Below are 24,009 nucleotides of genomic sequence, written 5' to 3'. Positions count from 1 at the left end.
TACTTTTTATATCTTTATATCTGTGTATCTTTATATCTGTGTATCTGTGTATCTGTGTTTTTACGTATCTAGAGTTCGATGTATCTATATTTCCGAGTTTCTATGTATCTGGGTCGACGTAATAGCTTTCTATTTTCGTGATGAGTTGAATACCAACCCAACCCAGAGCCAGAATAGAAATCCAACTAGAAGGGGCATAATTAAACCCCCAAAACACCACACTAAATACACCAACGATATACAGGCCGCTCAAGAGCCATAATCTTTGATTAAGCCATAAAAGCGCTGAATGTTGAGTGGCGAAACGACGAACAAAAATAAGTAGCGTTAAATACAGTAACCAAATAGCAAAGTTAATATGATCCGCTTGATCATCCTCACGCGTGTAATTTTCACCAAATGTCATCAGATTATCTAAAGCCATCGCATGAAAAAACACACCAGGCAGCGAACCATGCACGGGTGATACAACGTAATCTTGTACCCCCTCTATTTGTCCACCAACCAACACTAACGAACCTTCCACTATTGCTTTGATTCGATCCCGTTCAGTTACATCTTGCGAGCGAGCCATCGCTATAACTTCATCAATGTACATAACGCGTTGCGCAGGACACAGTTGCAATTGTGATTGCTCATCTAAACCAGGAATAATGTTCCATATAATAGACTTAAGCGCCAACGCCAAGGTTTGCAACGCCTCTTTCTTCTCGCGACATTCCTCACTACGATGAGGTAGTAATATCGGTGCAGTATTGGCATTCCATCGCACACTCATAGGAGACGCGTTACTATCTTTTATTCCCTCACAAGCATGTTGTTGACAATGAACATTGTATAACATGGTCGCAATCGTGGGCGACTCAGCAGAATAAAGGGGATACAAATTTCGCTGCCCTTGCCAACCGTTTATCGCAAGATGCGCAAACGAAGTGAGATCTTGTTTAACATTCTCTGCCATATTCGAGTTAACTGCTCCTCGTGCAAACCATAGCGGTATTTGCGTGGTTTGCGCCATCGCCTTCAATTGTTCGATAGCACGCGAATAACTATTATCTAATGACCGCTGCTTCATCCACGCAACATCATAAAATATGCCTAACGGCTGCAATGACATGATGGTTGTTAATATGCTGGCTTGATCGCTGTACGCCAGTGGCCAATCATTTGATTCCCTCAAATAAGGGTAAAGATTTTCTATCGATTGATCGTTAAACAGCACAACAAGAATATTGTCTTCACTCTCTGAAGCATCGTAAATACCCGACATCAACCGGTAAACGGCTCGCTCAGCAGCTTGTTCACTCGCACTGCCCAGCTGGTATGGAACGCCATAAATAAGCCATGCACCAAGAACACACATGACCGTCCATTGCGTCAAGAAAGTGAACCGTTGATGAACACGCCCAAACACCTGTTGGCATCGTGTGATAATAGTATTAATCATTCTGTTTGTAACCGGATCACGCTAATGGTGGCGCTTGGTGCGGTTTTCTGTGCTTTTTTAAAAGCACGCTGTTGAGGCATATCACCCAATGCTTGGGTAAACAGCACTTCATAGCCTGAATCGCTACTCGCGCGCGTTGTCACTGTTTCCGGTTGCGCAAAAACTTTGCTCTCTAACGGCTCTTGTTGTAAATGTGCCAGTGATACCTGTGGCGCATCACGATTGACAGGGATCGCAATAACCACAAACTGCTCTTCTCCATTTGTTTCACTACTACTGACTTCACCACCAAATTCAGCAAACTCCCCCGCAAACAATCGTCCACTGTGACCGGGTTCTGGGTATATTTGCATAATGCCTTGACCACTATCGATAAACATCACCGTCAAGTCGATAGGCTCCCTGCTTTGATTGGTAAAACTCATGTACAGTTGGTCACCATCGTAAGTTTGAATCACTTTATCCAAAGCAATCGGCGCATCATTAACATACACTTCCGACATCACAGAAGAAGCACCCGTCATTTGCGTGGCTAAACGTTTTAAGTTGTGTGCTCTTACTATACGAGTCAAACCATTATTCAAAGCCTCTTCGGCTGTTAACTCTGACAAATCAAGGCTCAAATAACGTTCGATTTGGTTACTGCAATGTTCTTGTTCCAATGTCATTAACTGACAAGGTAAACGGGCATTACTCATGGTAAAAAAATACAAATCCGTATCCGATACATACAAAGAAAGGTCAGCCGGTTTATCCGAATCAACCCAATCAATCGTCCGTTGTAAAAACGCATTATCAACCAATTGATTTTGCATAGCGTCTTGCCATTTTTGGTTGGGCGTACTTTGCCATTTAACTTTAAGCGCTTGTGGGTAGGCTGGGCTCTGCAGTTTAACAAACCCTTTTTTACCCTTCATCTCACCGCTGCGAACCACCGCTTCACTGGTTGCAAACTGACTCTTAGTCACCTCAAGTGTTGCAACCGGTGTATCAGATGTCACATCATCAAAGACAGCAACGACTGCACCCTTTTCAAATCCATTCAGTTGACCGGCTTCAATCAAATATCGGCTTTTGTTGTTATTAATCGGATAACGAATGTCAATCGACCCTTCTCTATGAAAGATAGGTTTATCCAATGCTTGCCCTTCAAAAAGGGGCGTGGTTCGATACCAGGGTAAACTGTTATATGCGGTTAGAATACCTTGAGCCAACTGCCGATAACTCATGGTCGGGTTTTGGCTAATCATCGAGGTCATGGTATAGGTAAACAAACCTTGCGGAGCTGGAGAATCGCCGTTAGGTAGTTCCATTTCAGGCGCTTCTTCGTTACTTTGAGCGGCGCCAAAACTGATTAATGAGCCCGCACCTTCAATAAGCTCCACGGGTTGCAATGAGGTAGCTGAAGACGAAACCGCCCCTGACGGTTCAATATTACCTGCATCTCTAAGTAGGTCTAACTCTATGTTTCTTGTCCGAATTTGTTGACCTGTGACGCTTCGAGTCATGGTTCCTGAGTGGCAAGAATCGAAAATAGACCAAACGTTAGCACCTTTATTACGCAAACGCGTGGTAAGAATATTAACTTCGTCATCACTCAAGCTATTGGGGACTTCACCGAGCGCTCTCGACCACTGCTGCACATCCCTGGGTAAAAAGATTTCATCTAATCCATCGACAGCATCACTACTGTCCCCGTCTCCTTTAACCGGTTGCTGGCTACCATGGCCAGAAAAGTGCAAATAAACAAAATCTCCCGGCTGAACTTGGCGTTCAATATCGTAGATGGCTTGCATAATGGCTTGTTTATTTGGTAACGCCGCCCCAGGTACCCCATCAGCTAAAAGGTGCACATTGTCCTCATTGAACCCTTGTTGTAACAGCATCTTCTGTACTCGAAGCGCATCAAATTTAGGACCTTGTAATGATAGGTTTTCGTCTAAATTTGGGTACTCTGATACGCCGACTATGAGCGCATAATAATCCATTGACCAGGTAACAGGTGAACACAGTAAGCTAATGAGCAACAGTATTTTTTTCATCTATTCTTCCTTGAAATGATGGAGTTCTGATTTATTTTATGCCTTAATTTTCTTAAGTTTTCGCCATAACAAGATTAGAGGTATACCGTTCCAATATTGCTCATATACCAATCATTTGTAAACCAGATGAACAACATGTTACCATCTTTTTTCATTATACTTCGATAACATGCTGTTTACATAAACTCATCGTACCGTGTTTATGTCAGGATTATAATCACGTTTTAGGTTGCGAAACTAAGGATGGATGCTTTGAAAGTCTCGACACTTATTGCTATTGCAACGGCAACCATAACACTGCTCTCGTTACCAACATATGCTGCCAAAACACCTCTTTGCCCAGAGTTTGAATTTTCTTATCCACTTTTAAGTGGGGAGCAAATCAAACCCAATATTACCAAACAAAACCCCTTTACGGTCATGACACATAATCCCGATAGTGGCACGATAATTTGGCTAACCGATCAAACAGACAATCATGGGCTCTACACCATAACGGCGCCTGCCGCGCCAAAAGCGACCACTATTATTGCGACTTCCTGTGCGCAATTGACCCCAGAGCTCGAAATAAGTCTACAAGCCACTCGTCATATCATTAGCAGCCCAATTGCGATTGCGCCAAGTTCACACTTTGTTGACGACCTTGGACTCTCATTCGACCAAATAGCAGAAATACAGTACCTCGCTTATACTCTAGGAAAAAAATCCCAACCTGATGAGCTTTATGAGACCGTATCTGAACTAGCAGACAATATTGCATTAGCACCAACACTCAGCACATCACGTTCTTCTGCAGAGAAAGCATTCCACGTGCAAACCGTTTATTATGCGACAACGCGTTCTCCCGTCCCCAGCGAACATTTTTATGGCAGCCAAAGAGATACAAAGGATCCGATACATTTTGGACAGGCGGATATATCCATTCCGAAAAATCATCAAAAAGGGCAAGTGGAACAGCCGCTATTATCGGTTAAGTGGTTAAAACAAGCCGACAAGCATGTGTTGATTCAATCGGTTACGGAGCTTCAAGCCGATCAGTTTTGGTCGTCTCTTCCTATTCACTCTGGTGTGGGGGTGTGGGAAAACAGCATGATTGTCTACATTCATGGCTATAATGTGGCGTTCTCTTCGGCAATCAAGCGCACCGCTCAAATGGCCTATGACTTCGATTATTCTGGGGTACCCATGCTATTTTCATGGCCATCCAATGCTTCGCTACTCGGCTACGCGTCAGACAGGGAAGATGCTATCTGGAGTGCGACTTATTTGGCCCAGTTCTTGGTCGATCTAAAAAACCGTTTTTCAACGGCTAATATTCATATCGTCGCCCACAGTATGGGCAACCAAGTTCTGCTTAATGCGCTAAACGAGCTTTCCCTACAAGACGCCTACTCAAAAGTAGAATTTGGCAGCATCATACTGGCCGCCCCCGATGTTGATAGCGAATGGTTTACCTATCAACTCGCGCCACGAATTAGCAAACTTTCCAAAAACTGGGCAATTTACACCTCAGCCAACGACGGTGCGTTAATGGCTTCTGAAAAAGTTAACGAGGCCAAACGATTAGGTATGCCTGTCAGTTTGGCCAATAATTTTGATGTGATAGATACGAGCGATCTCAATGCTGCGCCTTGGAGTATCCCCGAATCACACTCTTATTACGCTAATAAGCTGCCGGTAATTGAAGATCTGGTCAAACATCTAGAAGGGCTGTCGCCAAAGGAAAGGTTACTCGAACAAGTAGAAAGTGCTAATGGCATTTATTGGAAAATAGAGGACGAAAGCAATCGCTAAAGTACAAGTTCCGACCATTTTAAAGGCACAGTCAAGTTAACTAGCTTTGGCCTCAACGGTTTAACCAATAATAGATTAACGAGCAGTAATAATATGCATTTAGAGTCAATCAATTAACGGTTAAGCCTTATAAAATTAAGTTTCACTGAGTTTTTATAACGGGCACCAATATATTTTCTGGTTTATTGAGCATGCTATAAAAAACACACCTCAAAGTTAAGGTTAAAGACATTATGGGATATTTTTACCTAGCGATTGCAATAATTGCAGAAGTAATAGGAACAAGCGCCCTAAAAGCATCTGAAGGATTCACTCAAACATTATCTAGCTTTGTGGCGATAATGGGTTACGGAGTGGCTTTTTATTTTCTATCACTAGTGCTAAAAGTCATTCCTGTTGGAGTAGCTTACGCTATTTGGGCAGGACTTGGAGTCGTTCTTGTTGCTATAGTAGGAACTGTGGCATTCAATCAAAAGTTAGATTTAGCAGCAATCATTGGGATGATATTGATCATATCAGGGGTGTTAGTCATGAACATATTCTCAACATCAATAGAGCACTAGTTAAAAAGATACTTTTGAATTTTCTCATTTGCCGCTCCCTCACCCTTGTTGGCTCATGAGAACTTTCACACCGATTATTGCGGTACTTGCTATTGTCGTGAATTGCTATTGTCGTGAGTTGCTATTTTCGTGAGTTGATCATGGAACAAACTCCCGGTGAGCAACATTTTAAACTGCGCCAAAACCTAACCATGTGGATCTGTCACTATTTTCTAAGGGCTAATTCCTTGATTTCTTGTTAATGAGCGGCTGAAGAAACGCTTGGCAGCCTTTCCATCTCGTCCATCAACCACCAAATCGACCAGCGTTTTTCTTGAAACCTTCACCACTTGTATGTTATTAAGATGTTTCAAATCGAGTTTGTGTGACGTTGTGATTCCGGCCCATCCATATAGTCGAATCATATTTATCAAAAAACTCTAGAAATTGCTTTTGTATGTTGCCTATTACGCGCTTAGGAGTCAGTGGGATAGTAAATAGTTTTTCACCTTGTAATGAATAGAACTCAAGTACGTAGGGTTTTGTGTACGTTTTAATGAGCAAGTGTTCCTCATCGCTGCTAAATCGCCCTATACCTTTCGTTATAGTGGCAATGACATTTTCTCTACCGTTTGCTATCTCACAAAACTCAGAAATATCATTGCTTCTATCGACTAGCATCGATAAGTACTCACACCTATGAAAAAGTAACCGACCATTGGTAAAAGTAGCATGACAATCAACTGTGCTGCTAAATGTCGCTCTTTGCATCTTGTAAATAAAGGGCTCATAACGCGCACCCCAAATGTTTTTTTTCAAAGTACAAAAATATTTAGTTTTAAAGTAATGCGAGTTATCTTGAAGTGTAACAATATATTCCTTTTCACCAACTTTAACCGCAGCACGATAAGGTCCCGTCTTACGGTTAGCCTCATCACGAGGAAGTGAATCTTTAATACGAGTAGTTTTAAAAGTTCTTTTACGAAGGTCATATTCAACAAGCTCATAATCAAACACACAACCAAACCCAACCTCCGTTTTAAATAATGCCCCGCGGTAGTTGAAGCCACACTTATCCATTGAAGGCACTTCATAATCAAGCACTTCTACAGAACCTGAATTTAAGAGTAAGAACTTACCTAATTCACCTACACCCAGAATCACACAAATATCATTCGACAGTGCCAGGCAACCATGTACGCTGAAAGGCAAAGTATATTGATGAATTATTTTCGATTTTATCTTTAATTCTTTCTTTTCCATGTCGTCAAAAATGCATCCTATTAATGAAACAACGCTATCACGTATTAAAATCAAAAACATCCGGTATTATCACTTACTGATGACTAAGAAAACCCTGATGATGAGCTTTTCGCTACAAGCTTAGCAAAGCGTTTTTGTTCATTATTTAACGGTTCGAGGCTATAAAAGTTCAACATGGAAACCTTTATATCATACAGTTACGCCCAAAAAATCCATTCCCCAAATATCAATGCACATGTCAATAATTAAGTCCCACAAACCTATTGAATAGCATCGAGCACTGTTTACGCTAACCAGCTGATTTTGAATTTGTATCATTAGAAATTGTTGGTCAAAAAGAATAATAACTTATAGCTTTAAAGCAAAGAAGCCGAGTATTAAAGTTACTTGGCTTGAAAAGTCGTTTCTTATGCAGATCTGAGGTTAACTAGGACATGTTGATTTTTTCGGTAGAGTAAACAGACAGCATTTGAGGTGGTTGTCATACTTACGCTAGACACAAACATTAAGAACAAGTTCTATTTTTGCCTTGCTCTTTTGCCTTATATAAGCGCTCGTCGGCCAGCTTTATATCTTGAGCTATAGTTTTATCTAACTGGCTTTGCACAAGCCCTATACTTAGTGTTAATGCTACCGATTTTCCGTTCATGTAGATCGTTGTTTTTTGTAATTCAGCATGAATTTTTTCTGCAATACTTTGTCCCAACGCTTTGTCGCTGTTTGGTAATGCAATCAAAAACTCCTCCCCGCCCCATCGAGAAGCAATACCTTGCGTTGGCATGCTCTTTTTTAAAATATTGGCAAGTTGGGTTAACGCTTCATCACCTAAGTCGTGGCCGTAGTTGTCATTAATTTTTTTGAAATTATCAACATCAGCTAACAAAATCACATACGGCTGCTTAGTTTTTTTATGGCGGTGTTTAAGCTCAACAAGCTCTTTCATCATAAAACGCCTGTTAGGCAAATCAGTTACGAAATCGATTGTAGCAAGGCGCTCATTTTTTTGACTCAGAGCGACTATTTCTTCATTGTATTTTTCACGTAAACGCTCATAAAAGCCGGTTAATAACGCAACAATGATAAAAGAAATGACCACCCTCAATGGAAGTGCTTCAGGCTGATAATCATAGATATTATAGTTATCTGTGATAATAAAGCCGGCGATCACAACAAATAAGAAGACAACAATATCAATTGTTCCTTTTTTAAGGCCTCTAATTGAGTAAGCCACTGGTGATACAATAAATATCCAAATCGGACCAGTACCTTCGACTCCACCAGTGATTACTAAATACAACATTAAACAGTAAAGATTATATAATATGGTGGTCGCTGACTTTTCAACTGCGCTATAAAGAAAAGCCCATGCATATAAACCAGCAGAAACTAAAAGCAAAATACCAAGCACTATATCAGCATTAGACATTGCAACACACGCCATAGCGAAGGTAGCTATAAATCCGATGGTCGAAAAAAAACGAACAATTAGCGTTCTTTCTCTGCTGTATGAGTATGTATTCATATTATCTTTCTATTTCATAATAGCTAGGACGTGTTGAACTTTTCGGCATAAAATGCAAAGGCTTAACCTATAAATCTTCGTCTGAGGCATTCCAAGTGATAATGCCATTTAACATGAGCTCTTCTCCACCATTTACATTGTAAACTATCGAATTAGAAAAAGTTAGCTGACGAGTATTCACGTTTAAAGTGGTATTACATACCGTACATGTGTAATCAAATTGTTGTTCTCCATCGATTACTGTCATAGAGATAGCCCCAGCGCCAACACTAAGTATAAAACCTTCGGTATAACTATCGTGAGTAAATATCGAATCGCTACCTTTGGCATTTACTATAATACCTCGACCAGTAATTACCACTGACTCTTCTAAATTTGTCAAATCTTCCCGACCATAAACGACATCCTCAACCAATAAAGAAGTTCCGATTGTTGAAGTGTCAGCACCAACAATCGCAATAGTACCATACTCATAACTATCACCACTATTCGCTATACTGGCTAACGACTCTTGTAAATGCTCTAACGCATCGTCTGCACTAACAAGTGTACGTTGCCCTGTATTGTTAAAACTGGTTAACGATGAAACTACTGACTGAACGTTAACATCATTGGCAAACGCATCGAGGCTCTGATCAAAATTGATCGATAAACTGCCAGCTTCAGATAAAAGTGCTTGATTAAGAGTAATACCATTATCTGGATTATCATCATCATCTAAAGTTTGAAGGAAGCGAGCGATATTAACAACATGTGGATCCGTTTCATCCGTAGCACCGGGAACTAGAGAAAGAGGAGTAATAAAAGAACGCCCTGTCGCACTACCTAACACTATTCCACCCACACTAAAGGTTACTTCTGTACCCTCTACATAAGTAAATGTACCACTAGAATCAGTAGTACCACTGACATCATCATAGCTGAACGTTATTCCCTCAACTGCACTATCAATAAACACTCCTTCATTTGTAGAACTATCATTACCACACGCAACCAAAAACACTGAGAATATCCATACTATTTTAAGCCTATTCATAACCAGTCCCTTTCTATTTATAACGTAAAATATAAGTTCCGATTTCTACCTTCTGTACATTCTCATATTCCACATCAGAAACCGCGGCATAAAACAATCGGTTTTTCACGCTAACATAGTGATATTTCGTCTGTCTATCGCACTAATAAATACGATTCGGTGGCACGTATCACAATTTCATAAACATTGATAATATTTGTTCACATGAAATTATTTTCAAAATCAATGATGTATTAAAAAAATAATCGGCATCATTCGATAAGATATAAATATAATCTAGAAAAATGAGTAGTAGAAATCTCATAAATAAGACCGCAATGACTTCTATTAACAGCGCTCATTCTAAAGTTAATTAATCATCTAGAGTCAATCAAAAATGCCCATACAAACGTTGATGACTTCAAATACCCTAGCATTGAGCTTGCGTATGTTTACCATCAACTAAGTGGATAGTTGGCACTGTTTACTTTTAGCACTAACTTACCGATGTGCTTTTTTTGCAAAAACGTTGCTTGTGCTTCGTTGATTTCGTTTAACGCAAATGTCTGAGCTACCAAAGGTTTGATTTTACGTTGTTCAATCACATTAACCAGATTTGGGAATACCTCAGGCTCTAGAACAGTACAGCCAAAGAAACTCAAGTCTTTGAGATACAGTGTACGCACATCTAGCTCAACCATTGCACCCCCGATCGCTCCCGAGACGGCATAACGACCTTTTGGCGTCAACACTTCAAGAAAATCAGACCATTGCTCACCCGCAACCAGGTCTATCACAACAGTAACACTGTTTGTTCCTAACTCAGCAACCAAATTATCGCCACGAGCAATCACTTGATCAGCGCCTAGTTCGAGAATTTCCTCTTTCTTTGTTGCGCTAGCGATTGCAATTTCCTTCGCACCACGCGCTTTAGCGAGTTGAACGGCAGCAGAGCCCACTCCACCAGACGCACCTGATACCAGTACAGTATCTGTCTCAACGATATTTGCACGCGTTAACATATTTTCCGCAGTTGAATAGGAACATGGGAATGACGCCAATTCAACATCTGTCATATCAGAGTTAACTCGAAAGGCATGACGCGAATCTACCGCTGTGTATTCAGCAAAACCGCCATCACACTCAGAACCAAAATACCAAGGAGAACCAAGTTTCTGTCCACGAGCATGTGTCATACTAGGTTCGATGATCACTCGCTCTCCGATACGAGAGACACCTGCACCTTCACCTACTGCAACAATCACCCCACATACATCTGCACCCTGTACTCGCGGTAAAGAGAGCGCATTACCCGACCAAGTGGCATCTTCACTATCGTTGTCACCTTTAGAATACCAACCAATACGTGTATTAATATCGGTATTGTTAACGCCAGCTGCCATTACCTTTATTAACACTTCATTCTTTTGAGGTTTTGGCACAGCAATACTTTCGCTGTACTGGTTCATTTCAGGGTCTTCCGCAACTAGGGTGCATAAAATCATGCTAAAGGACTCATCACTCGACGTCTCAATAGCTCGAATCCTGCACGGCCGTACATTTGACGCTTTAACATCTTCAATCTATTTACATGTCCTTCAACAACACCATTACTCCAGCGGCTAACGACAGCTTCACTGACCGCAGCTAAGTCTGCCTCCATTCCTCTAGCAACTCGCTGAAGGTCGATAAGTTCGCTATCGCTTACATCATCGAACCATCGATTTAATGACTTTTTATTCTTTGTTTTAAGTATTTTGTAGAACTCTAAAGCAAGCTTTTGTGCTAATTTGAACTGAGGCTCTTTGGCACACATCAGATTAATAAATCGTGACGCATAGTTTTCTTCCCCTCGAATTATTCTCCAAGGTGTTAACCATCGACTGATACGAGATGCTGACGGAATGCGTGCTGGAATATTCATTGGGTAGACCTTACCTTTACGAAGCTTGAAAACAGCATCCCTCACTGTACTAACACTACCTGTAAAACCAGCTTCGAGCATTTCTTGCCATAACTGGCTTGCATTACATTGGCCGCTTTGGATTTGCTTTTCTAGCCAGTCATGCCACGAATCGATGAGCTTAGGTCTCGGTGGTTTACTTGATATTTCAGGAAAAGTTTTCGACTGTATCCATCGTCGAACAGTTACTCGTGACAGCCCTGTGACCCTTGATATTTCTCTAATACCGCTCCCTTTTTTATAGAGGTCATTCACTTGACTCCATCGTTGATAACGCTTTTCTCTTTTTTGTTGCTTCAGTTGTATCGAACTCGAATTACTCGGAATTGATGGGGCTTTGTGGATCGCGGCTTGTGTTGTTACTTTGGGTGATAATTCATTCGCAACTTCTCGTATTAACGGCATATGTCTATGCATCATCCGTTCTAAAGCGTCACCTATATTTTTCAAAAGATGCCATCGATCGGCTACTTGCCTAGCTTGGGGAGCTCCCTCACGAGCCGCAACAGCATAGATACCCCCACGATCTCTAGAGACAACCTGTATTTCAGGATATTTCCTAAACCAGGTTGTTAATGCTCGTTTCTCTCGACCAGGAAGTAAGACTAAAGGTCGATGGGTATCAAGATCAACGATCAACGTCCCGTATGTGTGACCACGTTGCCACGCCCATTCATCAATACCTATGTGTGGAGTTTTGGGTTGAGGTGCCTCAGGTGCTTGCACTACTCTGCGAAGCAAAGTGTCCGCACTCGTTCGAATACCGACACTGCTCGCTTCCCTGCATTACCACCTGCGATCAATCCAAATTGACGCTGCAAATTTTGGAGAGCAATAGAAGACTGTTGGCGAGGCTCAGCGAATGGTGACAATGATTCAGCAAAAATACGTTGTTTACAGAATCGGTTGCGGCAGTACCAATGTCGCACTGTAAATATCAAATATAGCGTCTGTCCAACACATGGCAGATGTTGTAGGCGACGTTTACGGTGGCTATGTATAGAATTGCTGCGCTTCGAACAATCAGGGCAACGAGCAGTCTTACTGGAAGCCTTTAGATAAACATTGAGTCCAGTTATAGAGGTGCTTTGTCGAGTTGGATGCCATCCTCGAGGAAGCTGTAATAAGGTCTTGAGCGAAGCCATTTAATTATCCCAACTTAAAGTAGCTTAGATCGTTGTTAAATAAAAAGTTTCATTAAATTTTCACCACCTAAGTTGCGGATGACCCATTTTTGCATTGCTGGTAACAGTACAAATGTGTAATACGTTAAATGGAGATTACTTGCCATATCAGCTAAGCTTCAACGGTGCATTAGCCCATATTATGCGTTTAATAGTCGGTCTTCCATATTCATCACCGGGAGCAATCCCGCGGCAACTCCAGAACTTTTACTCGATGAGTGAGAGTTTAATATTAGAGCCAAGGCGAGACAGATCTTTCCCTAGAGTCGTGAAGAAAAAGCCAAGCCGATATCCTAGAAAAAACAATGCCGTTCACCTTAAGTGAACGGCATTAGGGCATGTGCTCTATCTTTATCCAATTGTAGCCTCCGACTAAAATCATAACAGTATCTTTTCAGCAAACATTGTCTATATGGTGTTGTTTTAAAATACAGACTCCTAAGCAGCAATATACTGTTCTTGCAACCCTTAGCTCCCTTGCTCTCACAGATTGCAGAACATGTCTGTATAATAACAATTACTCAACTAGATTTATAATCTGTTATTAGTATATGTAGGCCAAGAACTGACATGTGAAAGTGGTCAGGAATCTTGAGCTAAGCAGTTTTGGGGCAGATCTGAGTTAGCTGGCACTTTTGAGAAAAGTGCCACGAGTAAAACTTCAGGTCTATGAAGCCTCTGGACAATTCCGAGTTGCGTATATTCTCATTTAGCAAAACCTGAATTAACTGAGGTATGGTAACTCGCTTATTTGAGTGTCCAGTATCACTGGAGCAGTTCAGTGTATGTTCTACCGTTTTTCTAAACTCTTACCAATTTGCATTGCTAGTTGAAACAAGGCTAAGGACTCTTGATACCTTTCTAAGCTAGGGTGGTTTGAAAATGTTCCATTTGGTTTGATATCTTGGACAACCGCATCTATCAACTGGTAAAAGTTTATAATATCTCGCGCTACCTCTCGCTCCAATGCCCCAAGATGTCTACATTGCTCTTGATATATATGAGAGTAATGAGCAGGGATATCGGCGAATAGAGTGTAATTACTGTTAGGGTTTTTCTTTAGATACTCTACAGCCTCTTTAATGGACTCAAGATATCCCCGACTCTCTATAACTCGTATTAATGCCGAAATCTCCGAAATTATCGAGTTTTGCACTTGTTCTGAAAACTGTTTAGATCTGCGATCTTCAAGAAACTTTGTGGGGAAAAACGTGACCAAACCACCAACGAATGCCCCTCCAAGAGCAGAAATTACAGGAATCCATTGATTCGGCTGAGATTTCGCAACCATTTCTAATATTACTGCTAGCTCCTGCTGTTCCATAGTTTCCTCTATACACATAGCCTTGTTAACTAGTGACAAAACAATGCCACCAAACTTGATATGACCACCTTAACCACAAAAGCTAACCATTACAAAAGTGCCAAGCGTTTTGGAATCCAGTTGAACAATTTGTTATGTTTGTATTGGAAGGATGTTCAGAAAAGAGAGGCGGCACGTCAGCCGAACTGTTACGTGCCTAAGCAGTTACACTTTTGACAAGAAGATAGTAGTAAGCACTGTAAGACAGAACGCTACAGGTGGCGTAAAAAACACCACCAAGGCTCCAAACAGCACACCAAAAGCTCCGAGCCTCAGGTGTAAGCTTGCTGAACTCGCCAACGACTGATCTACCATAGGCAAACCCTCCATCAACTGTCCCCAGTCTTTCAAAACACTAGGCATAGGAACGTCCAGACTTTTGCTACTTTTTTTAAACCCGCTTATTTAAGGAGTAGCAAACCTAGCGGGACGGTTGACAGCACAGAGATAAACTCAATGCCATACGTTCGTAAACTGTTGCACATTCTATCTATATAACTCTGAATTACAACAGAAATTGATGAAAAAATAACGCTTTATAGACAGGATTTTTCCGTCTTTGCATTCCGTCTATGTTGCTGGTATTTATTATGAAACTAAACTGCTATCAACGTGTTGTGTATATTGACTGAGAATTTCTGGGTAGAACAACGGAAAGCTTCCCAAAGTACGGATTAGATTAATTTGGTCTATTGCAGTACTGGCTAGGCGGTCAGTTCGTTCGGACTAAGAAGGTTTGGGGCAGAAACGTGCTAGCGATAACCGCGCTGGCACATCTCTGGACAAATACGTATCCATGGATGTGCTAATTCGCAATCCATAAATAAGTGTCATGCAGGAATGGAAATATCTTAACTCAGTGTCCTGACTTGATAGTACAGATCACATTAAGTGCAATAACGAAAAAGGCCACCCACTGGCGACCTTCAGAGTTCGTACTACAACTGTGATGGTTGAATTCGAATATCGAGCTTATATCAGTTCACCTAACATATCAGCACTATATTGGGTGAGCTCTTTACCACTTTTAATTTTTTCAATGTAATCTGGGTTAGCAATCAATGGACGACCAATTGCGATTAAGTCAAAATCATTATTTTCGATATGTTTGGCGGCTTGCTCGGCTGAATAGCCACCTACAGCCATAAAATGACCGGTAAATGTCTTGCGCATGTATTGTGACACTTTGCCGCCTAAATGCTCATACACCACACTGTCATCAAAAATCCCTGCGTGTACATACGCTAAGTTCCTATCAGACAATTTCATCAGTAAGTAATCGAACACCTCTTTATCACGAGCATCAATTTCAATATGAGTGTAAGCCGCTGGTGATAAACGAATAGCGGTACGGTCCTGGCCAATTGCCGCGCTGATTGAATCTGTGATCTCTAGTGCAAAACGAGCCATATTTTCTGGCGTTTGGCCGTACTCATCATCACGAAGGTTAGTGTTAAAGTGTAGGAATTGGTCGATTAAATACCCATTAGCTGCATGTATTTCAACCCCATCAAAACCTGCCTCAATCGCATTTTTAGCCGCTTGAGTGTAATCCGCAATTAATTGAGCTATCTCTTCTTTATCGGCCGCTTTTGGCACTTCATAATGTAAATCACGAGCACGCGGTAAAGTCCCCTCAATTTGTAACGCTGAAGGAGCATAAACAATGCCTTCCCCAAAATAATGCGAATGAGCTTGGCGACCTAAGTGCCAAAGTTGAGCAAACATTTTGCCACCTTTATCATGTACTGCCGCGGTGACTTTTTTCCAACCGTCAATTTGAGCTTGAGTAAATAGCCCTGGCGTATTAGGAAAGCCTTGGCCATCAGCACGAATAATTGTGGCTTCACTAATAATTAAACCGACATCCGCTCGACGCGCATAATATGCCACCATTTGATCCGTCGGAACTAAATCATCACTCGCCATGCAACGAGTTAAAGGTGCCATTGTAATTCGATTAGATAATGTTAACGTATCGTTAAGGTAATAAGGTTGGAATAAAGTGTTGAGCATAGTAAATAATCCTAATGCAGCATTAATAAAAAGATTCATGGTTTACGCGAACAACCAAAGTGGGACTTGTTGTATTTTTATCTGTTCTTATTAAGATATAGGTGAGGCTTATTTAAATTACTTTCAAGGTATGAACTAGAAAGTAATTTAATGGCCTAGCTTTACTGGCATTTTTTAAGTCGACTTTCAGATACCCATGCCCTACGTTAATACCTCTAGTTTTAGTCCAATGTCTGTTAGTCCAAACAAACTTGATGCGCGATACTCCTAGTAAACCAACGAGTTTACAATCAGAAACAGTCATCAGAACGTTTCAAACGCTTATTAAGCAAGATTTTAGACACTTGTTCAAGACGTATGCTTCCAGACTGCCTTGTAAGCTTGTGACGCTTTTAGAGCGATTTACAGGGAGGAAATCAGCATATTTATTTAAAGCAAAAACACACAATGACACAGTGCTCTCCTACTTTATGAATTTTAGGGGCCAGATGAGTTATATGTTCATCTACCCCGTTAGCACCGCAGTAAAGTTACCTCCTTGCATATACCATTCTTAATTATTGGGAGTCTCTTTTGTTATAAACAAGCTCATAACAATTTTTGCCTAATCGTTTTGACTTGACAAGGTAGCACAAAGGATTGTCCTGCTTAATATACGGTACCATTCATTATAATTATAATCTTACCTTCTATCACTAAAAATAAATTCAAGGCTGGCGCTTGGAAATAAATAATTTGTGTTTTGATCGGGCACAGCAATTTTTAATTTAAATGCGCGACTCTCATTACGGTAATCGTTCACAAGCAAGTTGTTGATTAAGCATTAGCGTCAAAACTAGTGTCTTTGAGTTCGAACACGTTAGGGGGGCGGTGAGTAGTCACAAAAAATTACGCCAGTATGATATCACTGGCGTTTACTATGATGTGGCTACCGATGTATTGCTGCATAAAAGATACACAGCAAAAATCAACACGCCCTAGAAACCGACCGTCATATGTAAGCTGTAAAACAAACCACGTCCTATCAACTCCGACGCTAAAATCAATACTAGCGCGACGGTTAAGTTAACTAGGTTGACACTCGACTTATTGATCATCGGCAATACCCAGATGAGTAGACCAGCCAGTAAAAGTGCCACTTGCACACTCAGATAACCACCAAGTCCATCCACCAGCTCAGAAGCTTTAACAATTGAACTTTGTACTTCATTCACAAGGTTCATCTTGCCGACCGTCACGACCAGGCTAATGGCAACGGCAACAACAGCCAACATCACGATATTTCGATCCACAGTGAAGCGGCTATCCTTGGCAGATACGATCACCAGCTGCGATAGCAATAAACCACAGACCACCATCGTCATCACAAAACTTAACGGTGTGTAAATGTTGAACCAGGTTGGAACGGTATTGATCATGTACACATTCACCATGGAATACATAAAGATACAGCCCAGGACCATCGCACCAATCATTAAGGTTTTTTGAACTGCGACACTGCCTTTATTCAATACTGAAAGTAACCACTGTAGTCCACCAACAGCGAAGAACGCTGCGCCAAAGAACACTTCATTCGACAGCCACGCTGAACCTAGCTGATTAAATGAGTTAAATGCGCGTAGCGGAGAGCCTAAATGGGTGATCGAGAACAAAAAGCCCAGTCCCATAATCGCCCACAACGCAAACATCGGCACTTTGTAGCTGTTGATTTTTGCCTCATCAAAACCCATGGCCAATGCACGCGCGCTAACGAGTAAATAACCACCGACAGCCGTTTGCGCCAGCACAGTAAAGAAGATTAAAGAATACTCATGGAAAATCATCTTAAACCTCCTGAGGGTTTGCTAAGTAGCCCGTTGTATCACCCGTTGGCTTAGCATTCTTGTTCAACTTAATCACAATATTGGGTAAAGTCAGGTGTGAAGAAGGTAGTGGCGCAACATCAGCGGTTGTGCCGTATTTCTCACGCAAGACTTGGATTTCCCCAAATTCCAACGCACGCAGAGGGCAAGATTCAACACACATAGGTTGCTTGCCATCAGCCACACGCTCGTAGCACCCATCGCACTTAGTCATATGGCCTTTCTCTTTGCTAAATTGAGGCGCGCCATAAGGGCAGGCGTTGCTACAGTGCTGGCAGCCAATACAAACCTCTTCGTTTACTACCACAAAACCATCTTCTTGGCGTTTATGCATCGCGCCTGACGGACACACTTTCACACAAGCTGGATTTGAGCAGTGGTTACACGCAATGGACAAATAGTAAGAGAACACATCATTTTGGATCCACGTATCCCCATCTTGGACAAAGCTGCCACCGGCGTATTCATAGACACGGCGATAATTGCGCTTCACATCCAAGTCCCGATAATCTTTACAAGCAAGCTGGCAAGTTTTACAACCTGTGCATTTACTTGAATCTATGTAAAAGCCGTATTGTTTCATCTTTACCTACCTTATGCTTTATTAGCGAACTTAATGTCCACCAGATTGGTGTGTTGCGGATTACCCTTCGCCAGTGGACTCGGTCGTTGGGTGGTTAACACGTTAATCGAGCCAGCGTGATCGACTTTTTGTCCATCGGGGGCATACCAAGCGCCCTCTCCTAACGCGACTACATGCGGCAAGATACGTGGCGTAACTTTAGCAGGTATACGCAGTTCACCGCGATCATTAAAGATACTCACCATGTCACCATTTTTGATTCCACGAGCCTCGGCATCGATCGGGTTAATCCATACTTCCTGACGCGCCGCGGCTTTAAGCAACGCAACGTTACCGTATGTAGAGTGGCAACGAGCTTTAAAGTGAAAGCCAGTCAGTTGCAACGGATATTTGGCGGTTAGCGGATCATTGTGCCCTTCAAACGAATCCGTATAGATAGGCAGAGGATGAATGACCTCGTCTTCTTTTAGCGTCCATTCTTTAGCGATGTTCGCTAGTGTTTCGGAGTAAATTTCAATCTTGCCACTTGGTGTTGAAAGCGGATTGGCTTGCGGATCATTGCGAAAATCTTGATAAGCGATGTAATCACGCTGATATTGACGCTTATAAATTCCCAACTCTTTCATCTCTTCAAAGGTTGGCAAAGATGGATCTTGTTTGCGGGTTTCCGCGTACAAATGTTCCACCCACTCTTGTTGCGTCCGCCCTTCGGTAAACTCTTTCTCTACTCCCATACGTTTGGCGATTTCAGAGCACATTTCGTAGATACTTTTCGCTTCGAACTGAGGCTCAATCGCTTTCTGGGCATAGATGAAATAAGGCGCATTCGATGCCTTACCGTCCATCGCCCAGTCATCTTGTTCAGAGGTAGTTAAATCCGGCAGGATAATATCGGCGTACTTAGCAGAAGATGTCATGTGGTTATCGATCACCACGATCATTTCACACGCTTTCTCATCTTGTAGAATTTCGTGAGTACGGTTGATCTCCGAATGCTGGTTAATCAAGCAGTTACCCGCGTAGTTCCAAATCATCTTGATCGGATTAGCTAAGCGCTCTGCACCGCGCACACCATCGGTTTTGTCTGTCATTTCATGGTGTCGGTAAATTGCATCCGTCCACAAGAACATCGAAATAGAGGTTTTTACTGGGTTAGGAACCTTTGGAAAACGAACAAACGGAATATTGATATCAGTCTCACGCGCACCTGTTGAACCACCAGACACACCTACCGAGCCCGTCAATAGAGACAGCATAGCAATAGCGCGCGATGCTAACTCACCGTTCGCCGTGCGTTGCACTCCCCAGCCTTGATGAATCGCACATGGTTTGTTTGCGCCCATTTCACGGCCGAGTTTGATAATGGTGTCAACAGGGATCCCTGTGATCTTAGACGCCCACTTTGGCGTTTTTTCTACCCCATCATCACCCAAGCCTAAAATGTATGACTTGTAGTCACTGTTTTTAGGCGCAGATGCTGGAAGGGTTTTCTCATCGTAACCGATACAGTATTTATCAAGGAAAGCCTGATCAACATAGTTCTCTGTGATCAGCACATGCGCCAGACCTGCCACCAACGCCGCATCCGTGGAAGGACGAATTGGAATCCATTGGTCTTCACGCCCACCTGCCGTATCAGTATAGCGAGGGTCAATAATGATGGTTCTTACGTTAGACTTGTTCTTACTCTCAACATAGTGATGAATCAACCCTCCACCAGACATACGCGTCTCAGCTGGGTTATTACCAAACTGAATATTGAGTTTTGCGTTAGCCAAATCTGAGAATGAGTTATTCTTCGCCCAACCGCCGTAGGTATGGCTGAGACCTTCCGAAATTTGCGCAGTGGAGTAATCACCGTAGTGATTCAAATAGCCTCCGCATAAATTCATCAAACGAGCAATCAATGTTGACGCTGGCGGCCAAGACTTAGTCACCGTTCCGCCAAGCGTACCCGTACCGTAGTTTAAATAGATTGAGTCGTTGCCGTAGTCTTTAATCAAGCGCTGCATCGTTGTGGCGACTTCATCATATGCTTCTTGCCAACTGATGCGCTTGAATTTTCCTTCGCCACGCTTCCCAATCCGTTTCATTGGGTACTTCAATCGATCTGGATTATAGACTCGGCGACGCATTGAGCGTCCACGAAGACAAGCCCTTACTTGAGGACTGTCTCCAAACACGTCTCCACCGGTATTATCGGTTTCAACATATTTAATCTCACCATTTTGTACATGCATTCGTAGCGGGCAGCGTGAACCGCAATTTACTGTGCATGCGCTCCAAACAACTTTCTCGTCACTTGTTACTGATTCTGCTGCGTGCACAGAACTAGACTTAAATGGTAAGCTAATACCACTGGCTAACGCCGCTGCGCTACCCACCGCAGAACTCGCTTTAATGAACCCGCGACGAGTCAGATTCATCAAGTCAGATTGCTGTTTATTCTTCGTCATAATTGGATGCCTTAACATTGCTTTCACACACTATATTAAGGGTTATTTTTTCAATTAAAATGATGAGAGCAACCACTATTGATATAAATCAACATGAATATGAATTTAATTTTAAATTGTCAAATTTGTGATTAAACTTGACGTAAATATGAAAGAATAGAAACACACATTGTTAAGCTAATTTATTGAAATGAAAATGATTATCGATACTTTTAAGATATTAGGAACACTGTTCTACCACAAGCGGAGCAAATCAGAATCCGTTGAGCTGGTACGCTCTTTAGTGGCAGACAATGTTCTTCAAACAGAAACATTGCATGCGCTCACTTCTTTAACAGAAGAACAGCTCGAACAGGATTTTAGCGTGCTATTTGAAGGAATGGGCTGCATGCCAGTTCCACCTTGGGGATCCGTGTATTTAGACAGAGAGCAGGTATTGTTCGGTGAATCGAACACGCAATATCGGTTGTTTTTACAACAGAACGGTATCGAATTAGATTCAGGTCAACGCGAGCCGGAGGATCAATTTGGTTTAATGCTATTAGCCTGCGCATATTTTCTTGAGCAAGACCAAACACAAGCAGCATGTGAGCTACTTGGAGAGCATTTAATGCCTTGGGGCTCAACCTATCTTGAGCAATTCAGAGACAAAGCGCCAAATTCGTTTTATCACCGATTAGCAGCAGACGTCTCGAAATGGCTAAACGCATTGATTCAACAACAGCGCATAGAAGTAGTGAAAAAGAAGATCTATTTAGATGAGTGAATCTATCGATAATAATCGACGAGGCTTTCTGAGCCGTTTTAGCCAACCAGTAAAACGAGCTCGGCAAGTAGAAATAACACCCCGCCCTGTCGCTCGCCCACCTCACGCGGTGGATGAGGCGTTGTTTGCGCGTCTTTGCGACGGCTGTGGTGAATGCCTAAAAGTTTGCCCAAATAGTGTCATTGAGCTAGATGCCCAACTCGCGCAGCTCAATCTCGATTACAGCCAGTGCAGTTTGTGTGACGAGTGTGTCAAAGCCTGCCCGAGCGATGCTCTGCACGCTTCGGTACCGTTAGACATCAACTTGCGTCCGCACTTCTCGCAAAACTGCAACAATTATCTTCAGATGGAGTGTCAGCAATGCGCCTCCGCCTGCCCACAGCATGCCATCTCGATTCAAGATGATGAACTGCCACGCCTAAACAATGAGCTCTGCAATGGCTGCGGACAATGTCGCTCCAGTTGTTATTCAAACGCAATTTTAATGAAGCTGTATAATAAACACTATTAATAAAATGCATTACGTGATTTCCATCCTAGATCGGTACGGTTTAAACTCAGTGGACTTTCAACATTTTCAATAAACTGTTTTGATTTTTTACTCACTAGTGTAATGAAGCCTAATGTCTATAATTGGTTGCATTACTAACGGTCAGATAAAGAGTCCAGTTATGCAAAAAATTATATTAGTCACGGGGTCAACTGATGGCATTGGTTTAGAGACCGCGAAAGCATTAGCCCATCAAGGTCATCATGTCATTATCCATGGTCGCAACAACCAAAAAGTTCAGAATGTAAAAAAGTCTTTAGACATGATTGGCACTGGTAAAATTGACACCATAGTTGCAGACCTTTCATCTTTTGATGCTCTCAACAGTATGATTAGAGAAGTTGCTGAACGCTTTGGTAAACTGGATATACTCATCAATAACGCAGGGGTGTACTCAACTCAACAAACCCAAACAAAAGAAAATCTTGATATTCGATTTATGGTAAATACTATTGCTCCATACCTTCTCGTTAAATCACTCTTAGCGCTTTTTGATGAGTCTGGTCGTATTATTAACCTTTCTTCGGCTGCACAATCTTCCGTTGATTTACTAGCTCTCCAAGGAACTAAGGTGCTTAGCGATGGGGAAGCTTACGCTCAAAGCAAACTGGCGCTAACAATGTGGTCACGAGTATTGGGACTGAAATTAAAAGGTAAAGGGCCATTAGTGGTTTCTGTAAACCCTAAATCATTTCTTGGCAGCAAAATGGTTCGCAATGCATACAACATTCCTGGTCACGATATTCAACTAGGAGCCGATATTTTGGTCAAAGCAGCACTTTCACAAGAATTTTCTGAAGCACATGGTGCTTACTTCGATAACGATATTACAGCTTTCGCGTCCCCGCATACTGATGCTCTTAACGATAAAAAGAGCAATGAAGTTTTAGCGACGATCGAAACATTGATAACAAAATACACCACTCATTGAGTTCTAAGTATTTATTACACTCTGGAACCTATGATTTCTCGGATAACTTCTCATATTGAAAAATTGGGAAGTACCTATATATTTAATTCAAACGATCGTAAAACGGCACACTAATTTGGGCGCCGCTTTGCTGTTCAACCAACAGTTTTACTTTCTATGAGACAGCTGTTTCCCATTCTGTAAGTAGTTGCATGATACGATGCGAATCTCCCCATGTTGGGCATGGACTTTCTAGTTCTTTGTACCCGTTCTCTACCGCGTCACGAATGTTACGAACCTGGTAGAAAAAAGCATCGCCTTCTGCAAAAACTGAAACCGTACGTTTTGAGTCTTCGTAGATTTCGACACTGAATTGGTTTTCTTGCGTCGGTAACCACGGATTGGAATCTAGAGTAATACAACCTTTGCTACTAAGAATAGTGAATTGGTGCTTTAGACCATGGTCCTCTGCTGTGTGTACATTTGCCGTCTGTTGTTCACCAAATTGCATTAATAGGCTCGATTCGTGGATATTACCATCTTCCCCTCTGCGACCAATAGCGGTAATTGTGCGATCTTCTAATGCTTGTTCACCAAGCATCGCTTTCACTGAAGTGGCATAGTTAATTTGGCCACCTAGTTATCAGAAGTGGATCATTACACTTCTTTTCTGGATGCGAATACCGATAACATCACCATCCTGATCTACCGTTCACCACGAATATTAATAT

General features: G+C 41.9%; 16 protein-coding genes and 3 pseudogenes. 6 read left to right on the top strand and 13 right to left on the bottom strand.

The features are described from left to right. Positions 1 to 100: 100 nt before the first annotated feature. Together R3X26_RS14110 and R3X26_RS14105 are read right to left on the bottom strand one after the other, a co-directional pair. Positions 101 to 1,447 carry a CHASE2 domain-containing protein gene (locus tag R3X26_RS14110; RefSeq protein ID WP_317717970.1) on the bottom strand — a complete coding sequence of 449 codons (1,347 nt, stop codon included), beginning with the start codon at positions 1,445 to 1,447 and terminating at the stop codon, positions 101 to 103. Next, on the bottom strand, positions 1,444 to 3,489 hold the full coding sequence (locus tag R3X26_RS14105) for a caspase domain-containing protein (RefSeq protein WP_317717969.1): 2,046 nt from the start codon (positions 3,487 to 3,489) through the stop codon (positions 1,444 to 1,446). The genes R3X26_RS14110 and R3X26_RS14105 overlap by 4 nt, the downstream gene beginning before the upstream one ends. 252 nt (positions 3,490 to 3,741) lie before the next feature. Between R3X26_RS14105 and R3X26_RS14100 the strand changes: the two genes are divergently transcribed. Together R3X26_RS14100 and R3X26_RS14095 are read left to right on the top strand one after the other, a co-directional pair. Then, positions 3,742 to 5,283, top strand: coding sequence for an alpha/beta hydrolase (locus tag R3X26_RS14100; protein ID WP_317717968.1), 1,542 nt, complete (start codon positions 3,742 to 3,744; stop codon positions 5,281 to 5,283). A gap of 230 nt (positions 5,284 to 5,513) precedes the next feature. Beyond that, positions 5,514 to 5,846 carry a DMT family transporter gene (locus R3X26_RS14095; protein WP_317718004.1) on the top strand — a complete coding sequence of 111 codons (333 nt, stop codon included), beginning with the start codon at positions 5,514 to 5,516 and terminating at the stop codon, positions 5,844 to 5,846. Positions 5,847 to 6,185: 339 nt separating this feature from the next. On the opposite strand, the gene R3X26_RS14090 is transcribed toward R3X26_RS14095, so the two are convergent. The 5 genes and pseudogenes from R3X26_RS14090 to R3X26_RS14070 all read right to left on the bottom strand — a co-directional run bounded on the left by R3X26_RS14090 (position 6,186) and on the right by R3X26_RS14070 (position 12,733). After that, entirely contained in the window at positions 6,186 to 7,088 is a 903-nt protein-coding gene (locus R3X26_RS14090) for a hypothetical protein (protein ID WP_317717967.1), read from the bottom strand. Positions 7,089 to 7,593: 505 nt separating this feature from the next. Beyond that, a complete protein-coding gene (locus R3X26_RS14085) occupies positions 7,594 to 8,610 on the bottom strand; it encodes a GGDEF domain-containing protein (RefSeq protein ID WP_317717966.1) in 1,017 nt (338 codons plus the stop codon). 67 nt (positions 8,611 to 8,677) lie between these two features. Continuing rightward, entirely contained in the window at positions 8,678 to 9,646 is a 969-nt protein-coding gene (locus tag R3X26_RS14080) for a hypothetical protein (RefSeq protein WP_317717965.1), read from the bottom strand. A 437-nt stretch (positions 9,647 to 10,083) separates the two neighbouring features. Further along, on the bottom strand, positions 10,084 to 11,130 hold the full coding sequence (locus tag R3X26_RS14075; RefSeq protein ID WP_317717964.1) for an alcohol dehydrogenase family protein: 1,047 nt from the start codon (positions 11,128 to 11,130) through the stop codon (positions 10,084 to 10,086). Beyond that, positions 11,127 to 12,733 (bottom strand): annotated as a pseudogene (locus R3X26_RS14070) (ISL3 family transposase). Before R3X26_RS14070 ends, R3X26_RS14075 begins: the two are co-directional and overlap by 4 nt. A gap of 106 nt (positions 12,734 to 12,839) precedes the next feature. Here R3X26_RS14070 and R3X26_RS14065 point away from each other — a divergent pair. Beyond that, positions 12,840 to 13,097: pseudogene (locus R3X26_RS14065) on the top strand (IS4 family transposase); the annotation flags it as partial. Between the two features lie 465 nt (positions 13,098 to 13,562). Here R3X26_RS14065 and R3X26_RS14060 read toward each other — a convergent pair. The 5 genes from R3X26_RS14060 to R3X26_RS14040 all read right to left on the bottom strand — a co-directional run bounded on the left by R3X26_RS14060 (position 13,563) and on the right by R3X26_RS14040 (position 21,052). Continuing rightward, the gene (locus R3X26_RS14060; protein WP_317717963.1) at positions 13,563 to 14,096 is read right to left on the bottom strand and encodes a hypothetical protein; all 534 of its coding nucleotides are present in this window, start codon (positions 14,094 to 14,096) and stop codon (positions 13,563 to 13,565) included. A gap of 1,011 nt (positions 14,097 to 15,107) precedes the next feature. Continuing rightward, on the bottom strand, positions 15,108 to 16,151 hold the full coding sequence (locus R3X26_RS14055; protein ID WP_317718003.1) for an alkene reductase: 1,044 nt from the start codon (positions 16,149 to 16,151) through the stop codon (positions 15,108 to 15,110). 977 nt (positions 16,152 to 17,128) lie between these two features. Continuing rightward, the gene (locus tag R3X26_RS14050) at positions 17,129 to 17,974 is read right to left on the bottom strand and encodes a dimethyl sulfoxide reductase anchor subunit family protein (RefSeq protein WP_317717962.1); all 846 of its coding nucleotides are present in this window, start codon (positions 17,972 to 17,974) and stop codon (positions 17,129 to 17,131) included. Between the two features lies 1 nt (position 17,975). Further along, a complete protein-coding gene (locus tag R3X26_RS14045) occupies positions 17,976 to 18,596 on the bottom strand; it encodes a DMSO/selenate family reductase complex B subunit (protein WP_317717961.1) in 621 nt (206 codons plus the stop codon). An 11-nt stretch (positions 18,597 to 18,607) separates the two neighbouring features. Next, on the bottom strand, positions 18,608 to 21,052 hold the full coding sequence (locus R3X26_RS14040) for a DmsA/YnfE/YnfF family dimethyl sulfoxide reductase (RefSeq protein ID WP_317717960.1): 2,445 nt from the start codon (positions 21,050 to 21,052) through the stop codon (positions 18,608 to 18,610). 196 nt (positions 21,053 to 21,248) lie between these two features. Between R3X26_RS14040 and R3X26_RS14035 the strand changes: the two genes are divergently transcribed. The 3 genes from R3X26_RS14035 to R3X26_RS14025 all read left to right on the top strand — a co-directional run bounded on the left by R3X26_RS14035 (position 21,249) and on the right by R3X26_RS14025 (position 23,299). Further along, positions 21,249 to 21,818 (top strand): molecular chaperone, encoded by a 570-nt coding sequence (locus R3X26_RS14035; protein ID WP_317717959.1) that lies wholly within the window; start codon positions 21,249 to 21,251, stop codon positions 21,816 to 21,818. After that, entirely contained in the window at positions 21,811 to 22,329 is a 519-nt protein-coding gene (gene napF / locus R3X26_RS14030) for a ferredoxin-type protein NapF (RefSeq protein ID WP_317717958.1), read from the top strand. The genes R3X26_RS14035 and napF overlap by 8 nt, the downstream gene beginning before the upstream one ends. A 160-nt stretch (positions 22,330 to 22,489) precedes the next feature. Then, complete coding sequence (locus R3X26_RS14025) at positions 22,490 to 23,299, top strand: SDR family NAD(P)-dependent oxidoreductase (protein WP_317717956.1); 810 nt, start codon at positions 22,490 to 22,492, stop codon at positions 23,297 to 23,299. Between the two features lie 154 nt (positions 23,300 to 23,453). Here the strand turns inward: R3X26_RS14025 and R3X26_RS14020 are convergent. Next, positions 23,454 to 23,885, bottom strand: a pseudogene (locus R3X26_RS14020) (gfo/Idh/MocA family oxidoreductase); the annotation flags it as partial. Between the last annotated feature and the right edge of the window lie 124 nt (positions 23,886 to 24,009).

Origin of the sequence: Vibrio sp. TH_r3 (genome assembly GCF_033101115.1) — a bacterium.
Taxonomy (GTDB): domain Bacteria; phylum Pseudomonadota; class Gammaproteobacteria; order Enterobacterales; family Vibrionaceae; genus Vibrio.
Note: the sequence above shows the minus strand (reverse complement) of the source record. Positions and strands in the feature narration are given on the sequence as shown.